The sequence below is a fragment of the Caulobacter sp. S45 genome (assembly GCF_903642205.1).
In the GTDB taxonomy this organism is placed as follows: Bacteria; Pseudomonadota; Alphaproteobacteria; order Caulobacterales; family Caulobacteraceae; genus CAHJWH01.
This window is the reverse complement of sequence record NZ_CAHJWH010000125.1, coordinates 1-9,586: the sequence shown is the minus strand read 5'-3', so window position 1 is coordinate 9,586 and position 9,586 is coordinate 1. Positions and strand designations below refer to the sequence as shown.

Genomic DNA, 9,586 nt, shown 5'->3' with positions numbered 1-9,586 from the left:
TGCCGCCCGGCGGCCAGGGCGCGCTCCACGTGCGGCGGGACGGCCGCCTCGATCCCCTGGCGCTGCTGGCGGCCCTGGCCGAGCGGCTGCGCGAGGCCGGCGGCGCGCGGGTGGCCGCGCCCTGTCCGCCGCCGCCGGTGCAGGGCTTCGACGCCACCGTGCTGGCCGCGGGCTACGAGACCCGGCGGTGGCTGGCGCTCGCCCCCGAACTCACAGCCCTGCAGCCGATCAAGGGCCACGTCCTGCACTTCCAGGGCGGCCCGACCTGCGGCCCCACGGTGCGCAGCCCCCTCGGCTATGCCGCACCGCAGCGCGGCGGCCTCGTCTTCGGCGCCACCATGGAGCCGGGCCGCGCCGACCTCGCCCTGGACCCCGACACCGTCGCCCGCCTGCACGCCGCCGCCCTCTCCCTGATGCCGGGCCTGGCGGACACCCCCTTCACCGCCCGCACCGGCGTCCGCGCCGCCACCGCGGACGGCGCCCCGATGGTGGGGCGGTCGCAGAGCGGCCTCTACCTGGCCGCAGGCGCCCGCCGCAACGGCTGGCTGCTGGCCCCGGTGATTGCGGCGGCCGTGATAGATGATCTGCTGAAAGCCTCCTCATTAGATATGGAGGTGGTTTACCCTGCTTAAGCGTCGATCTGCGGATCAGGTTCGAGCAATACAGGTAGGTTCCAGGCCGCTTCGCCTGACGTTACTACCATTGAGCAGCCAGCCGTCACCTTATCGGTAATCAGTTGAACCTTATCTCGTATGCTATACGTATCTTCACCTTCAATATTCTTACAATACATCCCGGGAATCATTTCCCAGACAATATCGTTTTCTTCTACAGTCCGTGTGTAGCCAGATGCGCCCATTAGTAGGTCGAGTCGTTCCCGATCTCTCGACGTTAGTTCGCTAACTTGAACGTGTACGAAAAACCGCATCTCACGATGCGTCTTTTGCGCGATGGTTCAGCGAAATGACGTTATTCTCGGTCATGCGACGCTTACTGGTCTGCGCAGAACTCTCGTCTAAGCCGTCCGTTTTTATGATCTTTCGTGCTGCAGACACCAGGAAGCCAGAACGCGTTTGTCCCTTACTTTCTGCAAACGAGGTAATTTCCGCAAGAACGTCTTCATACAAAGTAATGTTCACACGCACCGTCTTGCGTGCGACCATAGGTGATCGCACGAGAACTGCTTGTCCGCCTCTGTTGTCGGGGTCGAATAGTACATTATCGATCGTGCTAGGCTCTGGAACGGGCTCGCCAGCCTCGACCATGGCGGAAACATGGCCGCGTAGTGCTTCTTCCGCACCGACAATCGCATCATGCATCGTCGAGCCCGCACTAACGCAGCCCGGGAAGTCTGGAAACGATACTCCAAAGTCCGACGTCTCATCCTTGTGAATGAGAGCGACATAGTATTGCGCCATATCTCATCACCTTAGCTTGCAGCCAGATTGCTTCTCAATCGATCTCAACGTTCCAACAGGCAAGTCGCGCTTTGGATGGGGCACTGTCACAAGGCCCGGCTTTTCCGGGTGTCGGAAATGGACGTGGTCGCCCGTAACGCGCCGCTGCTCCCATCCGTCGGCTTCGAGAATTTGGATGATTACGCGAGTGTGCATCACGAGCCATGCGATGTGATGGACTCATACACACGGTTGGTGTGGCGATCAATAAGCTGGGGGCAAGCTCCCCGGTCTTGCCTTGATCTTTCCCCCGTTCCGGCCTATCTGCCGCGCCATCCCACACGCAGACATGCGGTCGTGCGCCTGGCGCGCGGTCGTTTCCGGCGTTCCTCTCGGGGAGCGGCACGTCTGCGGAGGCTACCGGAAACAGGAACACACAGACCCATGGCCCTTCCCGACTTCAACATGCGCTCGATGCTCGAATCGGGCGCCCACTTCGGCCACCAGACCCACCGCTGGAACCCGAAGATGGAGCGCTTCATCTTCGGGTCGCGCGCCAACATCCACATCATCGACCTGTCGCAGACCATCCCGCTGCTGCATCAGGCCCTGCTCAAGGTGCGCGAGGTCTCGGCCAGCGGCGGCCGGGTGCTGTTCGTGGGCACCAAGCGCCAGGCCCAGGACCCGGTGTCCAACGCCGCCAAGCGCTGCGCCCAGTACTACGTCAACCACCGCTGGCTGGGCGGCACGCTGACCAACTGGCGCACCATCTCCGGCTCCATCGCGCGGCTGCGCGAGCTGGAAGGGGTGCTCGAGGGCCACGGCGAGGGGCGCACTAAGAAGGAGCTGCTGACGCTGACCCGCGAGAAGGAGAAGCTGGAGCTGTCCTTGGGCGGCATCAAGGACATGGGCGGCATCCCCGACCTGATGTTCGTGATCGACACCAACAAGGAAGCCATCGCCATCCAGGAGGCGCGCAAGCTCAACATCCCGGTGGTGGCGATCCTGGACACCAACTCCGACCCGGACGGCGTGGCCTATCCGGTGCCGGGCAACGACGACGCCGCGCGGGCGCTGCAGCTCTACTGCGACCTGGTGGCCGATTCGGTGCTGGACGGGCTGGCCACCGGCCAGGCGGCGTCGGGCGTGGACCTGGGTGCGGCGGAAGCGCCGAGCCTGGAGCCGGCGCTGCGCCAGACCGCGGCGACCGAGCCGGCTCCGACCGAGGACGCGCCCACCGAGCGGACCGAAGAGGCGCTGGACGCCGCTGCGGTCGAGCCGGCCTCAGCCTGACCACCGCCTAATCCGCTCATCCCGGCGAATGCCGGGACCCAGATCATAAAACGCCCACGTCAGAGCCTTTCAATCTGGGTCCCGGCATTCGCCGGGATGAGCGGCTTTCAATCGATACTGCGCGGCCCGGGCCTCCCGGGCCGCTTCCACACATGAGGAGAAGAGGGCCATGGCCGACATCACGGCTGCGCTCGTGAAAGAGCTCCGCGAGAAGTCCGGCGCGGGCATGATGGACTGCAAGAAGGCGCTGACCGAGACCGGCGGCGACATCGAGGCCGGCATGGACTGGCTGCGCACCAAGGGCCTGTCCAAGGCCGCCAAGAAGGCCGACCGCGTCGCCGCCGAGGGCCTGGTCGCCATCGCGCTGCGCACCGACGGCGCCGGCATGACCGGCGTCGCCGTCGAGGTGAACGCCGAGACCGACTTCGTGGCCAGGAACGAGAAGTTCCAGGCCGCCGCTCGCGCCGTGGCCAAGACCGCCCTCGATGTCGAAGGCGGCGTGGACAAGCTCGCCGCGGCCCCGACGGAGAACGGCGAGACGGTCACCGAAATGCTGACGACGCTGATCGCCACCATCGGCGAGAACATGACCGCGCGCCGCATGGCCCGCTTCGTGGTGGGCGAAGGCGTGGTCGCGGCCTACGTCCACAACGCCGTGGCGCCGGACCTCGGCCGCATCGGCGTGCTGGTGGCGCTGCAGTCCTCCGCCGACCCCGCAAAGCTGACCGAGATGGGCCGCAAGATCGGCATGCACATCGCCGCCACCTCGCCCCTGTCCCTATCGGTGGACGACATCGATCCGGCGGCGGTGGAGCGCGAGCGCGCCATCTTCTCCGAGCAGGCCCAGGCGTCCGGCAAGCCGCCCCAGGTCATCGAGAAAATGGTCGAGGGCCGCATCCGCAAGTTCTACGAGGAGGTGGTGCTGCTGAAGCAGGCCTTCGTCATGAACCCCGACCAGACCATCGAGCAGTTCGTGGCCGAGCAGGCGAAGGCGCTCGGCGCGCCCATCGTGCTGACCGGCTTCGTGCGACTGGCGCTCGGCGAGGGCGTGGAGAAGACCAAGGACGACTTCGCGGGCGAGGTCGCCGCCCTGACGGGCCAGTAGCGTACAGCCCCTCTCCCACCTGGGAGAGGGGTCATCGCCCCCGGTTCATCCAGGTGATCAGCGGGATGACCGGCAGGCCCCACGCCATCCCCACCACGAGATAGAAGGGCAGCTCCGCCCACCAGCGCTGCGGCAGGATGGCGGAGATCGTCACCGCGAGCGCCGCATAGGCGATCACGAAGACCACGATCCCCAGCCCGCCGATCAGTTTCCGCACCCGCGCCGTCATGATCGCCAGATAGGCGCTCGCGAGCCCGCTGGGAATGGCGCAGCGACCGCGCTCATGGACGGACCTCCGGCCAGGGTCTAGATCGGGGCGGGGAGGCCCGGGAGCGGAGATTGCATGCGCTGGAGCTATAACCTCGAACGATCGCGCTCGGTGGCTGCGTGGCTGTTCGTGGTCGCGGCCTTGGTTGTGGCCATGGTGCTGGTGGGCGGCGCCACCCGGCTGACGGGCTCCGGCCTGTCGATCACCCAGTGGAGGCCGGTGACCGGCGTCCTGCCGCCGCTCGGCGCCCAAGCCTGGCAGGCGGAGTTCGCCCGCTACCAGGCCATCCCGCAATACCGCCTGCTGAACGTCGGCATGACGCTGAAGCAGTTCAAGTTCATCTACGGATGGGAGTGGACGCACCGCCTGCTCGGCCGGCTGGTGGGGCTCGTCTTCTTCGTGCCGCTGGTCGTGTTCCTGTTCCTGAAGAAGATACCGCGCCGCCTGGTCTGGCGCTGCTGGCTGCTGCTGGCGCTGGGCGGGCTGCAGGGGCTGATCGGCTGGTGGATGGTGGCGAGCGGGCTGGAGGCGCGGGTCTATGTGGCGCCGGAGCGGCTGGCGACGCACCTGGGCCTCGCGCTGGCCATCTACGCCCTGGCGGTCTGGACGGGATGGGAGGCCTGGACGGGTCGACCCCGCGGCGGCGACCATTACTCGCCGCCGAGCTGGATCGGCTGGGGGACGGCGCTGGTGGGGCTGGTGTTCCTGCAGATGCTGCTGGGCGGGCTGGTGGCCGGCAACCATGCGGGGCTGGTCTACAACGATTGGCCGATGATGAACGGCCGCTTCGTGCCCGCCGCCTACGCCGCGCGTGGCTCGGAGGGCCATGGCCTGTGGGCCACGCTGGTGCACAGTCAGGCGGCGGTGCAATTCGACCACCGCATGACCGCCTACCTGGTCGTCGTGGTCGTGGTGGCCCTGGGGCTGACGATCGTCGCCGCACGCAATGCGCCGTCCATGCTCAAGACGCTGGCGCTGGTGCTGATCGGCGTGGTGACGATGCAGCTGCTGCTGGGGATCGCCACCCTGATGGCCGGCGCGCCGCTCTGGCTGAGCCTGATCCACCAGCTCTGGGCGGTGGTTCTGCTCACCTCGGCGCTCGGGCTGGTCTGGCGCATGCGGCGGAGCTAGGCCGTATCCGCGATCCGGCGCCGGCACCGAGGGTCGCCGATCTGAACGAATCCAGGCGCTCGCGGATTGTCGGATCGGGTCGTGCGCCAGCCGCTCTGGACTCTCCCGTCGGACGCGGCCGCTTTAGGAGCATCTCCATGAGTCGGCGTTCCGCCCCGTGCTCGAAGCGCTTGCGGCGGTGAGCGACGGTTGGTGGTCGGCTTCGTCGCCCCGGGGAGCGACGGGCGGGCCGCGACGGCGGACGTGGTCAGGCTGCTGGGACGGCGCCTTCGAGGCCGACGTGCTGACGCCCAAGGGTCTGGACGACCGCAAGGAGCGCGGCCAGGTGCTCCAGCGCGCCCATGGCCCGCGGCCGCGGCGAGGAAAAGCCTTGACCGATTGGTGTCCGAACACCCGCATCGGCGGTACTGGCGGTACTGGCGGTACTGGCGGTACTGGCGGTACTGGCGGTACTGGCGGTACTGGCGGTCCGAGGCGGACGGAGCCTGGAGCGAAGGCTAGAGAAACGTGGCGCCGTCCTCCACGGCCGGTGGGACCGGCGCCGCTGCGGCCGACGGCGTCCGCCCTGACCGCAGCAGGCGCTCCACCCGGGTCAGCAGCTGGCTGTCCTCGAACGGCTTGGCGAGGTAGTCGTTCGCGCCGTACTCCCGCGCCATCCTGACGTCGGCGGCGGACTTGCGGGCGGTGAGCATCAGCACCGGGGTGCGGGCGCAGGCGGGATGGCTGCGCATCGTGCGCAGCACGCTGAAGCCGTCGAGTTTGGGCATGTTCACGTCCAGGATCACCGCCGCAGGCGGCTTGAGCAGGATCAGGCGGAGCGCGTTGGCGCCGTCGTGGGCGACGTTCACCCGGTAGCCCGCGATCTCCAGCCGCGTGGTGAGCAGCTCGGCGATGGCCGCATCGTCTTCGGCCACGAAGATGCGCTTGCCGCCGGCGTCATACAGCGACACGGACAGGCTCCCCCACCGCAGGTCTCGTGCCCATGTGCAGGGCCAGCGAGTCGAACAGGCCGCGCGGCGAGATCGGCTTGGAGATCATCCCGTCGAATGCCTCCAGCTCCAGCTGCAGCACGTCGGCGGAGAAGGCCAGGATCGGCGTCGCCGCGTTGGGGCCGCCGGCCCGCAGCGCGGCGGCCGCCTCGCGTCCGTCCATCACCGGCATGTGCAGGTCCATCAGGATCAAATCGAAGGGACGCCGACCCGCCGCCTCGACGGCTTCGGCTCCGTCCTGCACCGTCTCGATCTCCACCGGGTAGGGTGCGAGCAGCGCCTTGACCAGTTCACGGTTCACCGGGTTGTCCTCGGCCAGCAGCAGGCGCCGTGGGCTCGTCAGACGTAGGGTCGGAGCCATCTCAGGGGCCGTTACCGCCGGACTTTGGGCGGCGGCGGGGATGGCGAAGCTGAAGCTCGACCCATGGCCCGGCGTGCTGGTCAGCCCGATCCGTCCGCCCATGGCCTCGACCAGCCCCTTGCAGATGGCCAGGCCCAGCCCGGTCCCGCCGTGGCGGCGGGTGTTCGACCCGTCGATCTGGGAGAAGCGCTGGAACAGCAGGCCGGCCCGATCGGCGGCGATGCCCCCGCCGGTATCGGTGACGGCGACGCGAAGCTCGCCCTCGCCGTAGCCCAGGCCCACGGTGACCGCGCCGCGATCGGTGAACTTCACCGCGTTGCCGACCAGGTTGGTCAGCACTTGCCGCACCCGGTCAGGATCGATCTCCAGGCAAGGCGGCACGCCCGCGGCCACGTCGGTCCGGAGCCGCAGGCCCTTGGCCTCGGCCTGGGCGCCGAAGAGCTGGACCACTTCGTCCACCAGCTCCAGCGGGTCCGTCGGCCAGGGGCATATCTCCACCTGGCCGGCCTCGAGCTTGGAGAAGTCCAGCACATCGTTGACGGTGGCGAGCAGCGCCTTTCCGGCGGTCTGCACCCGCTCGACGTACTGGCGCGTCTGCGGCGACAGCTCCGGCCGCTCGCTGATCAGATTGGTGAAGCCGATCACCGCGGTGAGCGGGGTGCGCAGCTCATGGCTCATGTTGGCGAGGAACTGCGACTTCACCTCGACGGCGGCCTGGGCCTCCGAATGGGCGGCGCGCAGCTCCGCCTCCATCGTCTTGCGAGCCGTTATGTCCCGCACGACGTCCTGGCAGCGCAGGGGCGCACCGGCCTTATCAAAGATGATGCGCGGCTGGCCTTCCAGCCAGCGCCAGCCGCCGTCCTTGTGGCGGCCGCGGAACTGGTAGGGCGAGGGGGTGGTCGAGGGGCCGGCGGCGACCAGCTGGCCGAAGAACTTCAGCACCGCCGGCCGGTCCTCCGGATGGGTGAATTCAAGCGACCTGCGGCCGATCAGCTCCTCCGGCCGGTAGCCGAGCACGCCCTCGCTGGCCTGACTGACGAACTCGACGGAGGAGTCCGCGGGCGAGGTGACGGCCAGCATGTCGTTCACGCTTTCCGCCAGCAGGCGGTAGCGCGCCTCGCTCTCCGAGGCCGCCGCCTCCGCCCGTACCGCGCGCTCGGCCTCCGCCAGGGTGGAAGCCTGGAGGCGCCGCTGGCGCGCTTGCATCTTGGCGACCGGCAGGCTGGAGATCAGCGACATGACCAGGAAAAGCTGCAGCACCGCCGCCCGCTCCGCCACGTCGGCGTGCATCAGGGCGAGAGGTCCGAGATTCCTGGCTGTCGCCGCCACTGAGATGAAGGCGGTAAGCAGCACGCCGATCGCCGCGCCCAGCGCCCCGGACTCCACCGAGACGAGGAGCAGGGCGGGCGGGATGAGGAAGAGCACCGGCGCCTGGCTCTGGGTGAACACGCCGACCACGCAAGCCAGCAGGAGCGCCATGGCCGCCGTGGCGCGACGGTTCAGCGCTCGCTCGCGCAGTTCCTCGCCGGTCCGGGCCAGGACCAGAAGGCAGGGGGTGACCAGAAGCAGGCTGAGCGGGTGGGCCAGGGTCCAGAACTTGAAATCGTGCACCGGGTCGTCGCCCTGGAAGAGGTGCAGCGACAGGGCGATGACGCCGGCTGCGAGAAGACCCACGCCTGCGGCCACGCCAGCGAGGGCCAGCAGGGCGCGCGCACCGTCGATCCTGGCCTGGGGACCCAGCAGACGCGTGAGCAGGACGGCCGCCAGCGAGTATTCGAGTGCGTTGCCGACCACCATGCAGGCGGAGGCGACCAGGCTGTTGCCGCTCGACAGGCTCATGGCCAGGTTGCCCATCACGCAGCCGGAGATGAGCAGCGGCCAGCGCCGCCGTTCCGACCGCAGCAGGGCCGTCAGAGCGACGGCGTTGGCGACCCACACCGGCGCAAGCCGGCCGTCGTGGCTGATCAGGGCCGCTGACAGCCGACCGGCCAGGAAGAAGGCGCAGCTGAGCGCGGCTGCGGCGACCACGCTGGGCGTCGCCTGCAGGTCGAGCCACCAGGCCTGGAGCTGTCGCCTCATCCGGCTCATTGTCGAGTAAGCAGCTGCTGCAAGGTTTCCCGCTCGCCTGAAAGCTTGAACACGGGCAAGGCCTTTAACGGCAGGCTGGCGCCCTGGGTGTGCTGCAGGCGGCCATGTCACGCACATGCCCGGAAAGCTTGGCGCAACAGGGTCAAGAACGCGTTAATCGTGACGTCCGGATCAATGGGCTGAGCGCCGCCAGACTGGCCGGCGCATCCGCCGTCCGCTCGACCGGCCTTGTCTGAGGCACTATGGCGAGCCGGTCAGAAGGGGAGGGCCGAGCGATGGGCGTCGCCGGGATCGCACGTCGGAGTTTGCTGGGCCTGGCGGGATGGCTGATCGGCGCACCGGCCTTGGCTCTCGCCGCGCCTGCCAAGCCGAAGGTGGCGATCAGGACGAAGCACGGCGTGATCGTGGTCGAGCTGGAAACCTTGAAGGCTCCGCTCACTTCCGCCAACTTCCTGCGCTATGTGGATGCCGGCAAGTACGACGGCGGCACCTTCTTCCGCGCCGCGCGCACGCCCGGCGCGCCGAAGGAAGGTACGATCGTGGGCGGCCCGGCGCCCAAGCAGCGCCCCTTCCCGCCGATCGCGCACGAGAGCACCACCCAGACCGGCCTGCGCCATGTGGAGGGCACGATCTCGCTCGGCCGCTTCGCGCCAGGCTCGGCCACCGACGGCTTCTTCATCTGCGCCAGCGCCGAGCCGTACCTGGACGCGCACCCGGAGGCTAAGGGCGACAACCTGGGTTTCGCCGCCTTCGGCCAAGTGGTGGAAGGCCTCCCGGTGGTCCATACCATCTTGGCCCTGCCCACTTCGACCAAGGCGCCCTTCCCCGACCAGAAGGGCCAGTGGCTGAAGCCGCCGGTGCCGATCCTGAGCATGAAGCGGCTCGCGTGAGAGATGGCGGCGCATGCCGCGCATTGCCGCTCCATGACCTGCATGCGGCTGAGCCGACGCAGGC

10 protein-coding genes are annotated in these 9,586 nt (G+C 68.3%); 5 read left to right on the top strand and 5 right to left on the bottom strand.

Annotated elements, in window-relative coordinates:
• Positions 1-632, top strand: a 632-nt coding sequence (locus HUV06_RS12045) for an FAD-binding oxidoreductase (protein WP_174301511.1), incomplete at its 5' end; no start/stop codon positions are given.
• A 297-nt stretch (positions 633-929) separates the two neighbouring features.
• On the opposite strand, the gene HUV06_RS12040 is transcribed toward HUV06_RS12045, so the two are convergent.
• On the bottom strand, positions 930-1,418 hold the full coding sequence (locus HUV06_RS12040; protein ID WP_174301510.1) for a type II toxin-antitoxin system HicB family antitoxin: 489 nt from the start codon (positions 1,416-1,418) through the stop codon (positions 930-932).
• A 6-nt stretch (positions 1,419-1,424) separates the two neighbouring features.
• Positions 1,425-1,613 (bottom strand): type II toxin-antitoxin system HicA family toxin, encoded by a 189-nt coding sequence (locus tag HUV06_RS12035; RefSeq protein ID WP_174301509.1) that lies wholly within the window; start codon positions 1,611-1,613, stop codon positions 1,425-1,427.
• A gap of 228 nt (positions 1,614-1,841) precedes the next feature.
• Here HUV06_RS12035 and rpsB point away from each other — a divergent pair, with 228 nt between their 5' ends.
• Positions 1,842-2,690 (top strand): 30S ribosomal protein S2, encoded by an 849-nt coding sequence (gene rpsB, locus HUV06_RS12030; RefSeq protein ID WP_174301508.1) that lies wholly within the window; start codon positions 1,842-1,844, stop codon positions 2,688-2,690.
• Positions 2,691-2,859: 169 nt separating this feature from the next.
• Positions 2,860-3,795 (top strand): translation elongation factor Ts, encoded by a 936-nt coding sequence (gene tsf, locus HUV06_RS12025; RefSeq protein WP_174301507.1) that lies wholly within the window; start codon positions 2,860-2,862, stop codon positions 3,793-3,795.
• Positions 3,796-3,826: 31 nt separating this feature from the next.
• Here the strand turns inward: tsf and HUV06_RS12020 are convergent, their stop codons facing one another.
• Entirely contained in the window at positions 3,827-4,012 is a 186-nt protein-coding gene (locus HUV06_RS12020; protein ID WP_174301506.1) for a DUF2842 domain-containing protein, read from the bottom strand.
• A gap of 126 nt (positions 4,013-4,138) precedes the next feature.
• Here HUV06_RS12020 and HUV06_RS12015 point away from each other — a divergent pair, with 126 nt between their 5' ends.
• Positions 4,139-5,194, top strand: coding sequence for a COX15/CtaA family protein (locus HUV06_RS12015; RefSeq protein WP_174301505.1), 1,056 nt, complete (start codon positions 4,139-4,141; stop codon positions 5,192-5,194).
• Positions 5,195-5,691: 497 nt separating this feature from the next.
• Here HUV06_RS12015 and HUV06_RS12010 read toward each other — a convergent pair whose 3' ends face one another.
• The gene (locus HUV06_RS12010; RefSeq protein ID WP_254601084.1) at positions 5,692-6,144 is read right to left on the bottom strand and encodes a response regulator transcription factor; all 453 of its coding nucleotides are present in this window, start codon (positions 6,142-6,144) and stop codon (positions 5,692-5,694) included.
• On the bottom strand, positions 6,131-8,623 hold the full coding sequence (locus HUV06_RS12005) for an ATP-binding protein (protein WP_174301504.1): 2,493 nt from the start codon (positions 8,621-8,623) through the stop codon (positions 6,131-6,133). The genes HUV06_RS12010 and HUV06_RS12005 overlap by 14 nt, the downstream gene beginning before the upstream one ends.
• A 284-nt stretch (positions 8,624-8,907) precedes the next feature.
• Here HUV06_RS12005 and HUV06_RS12000 point away from each other — a divergent pair, with 284 nt between their 5' ends.
• Complete coding sequence (locus tag HUV06_RS12000) at positions 8,908-9,522, top strand: peptidylprolyl isomerase (RefSeq protein WP_174301503.1); 615 nt, start codon at positions 8,908-8,910, stop codon at positions 9,520-9,522.
• Positions 9,523-9,586 lie beyond the last annotated feature (64 nt).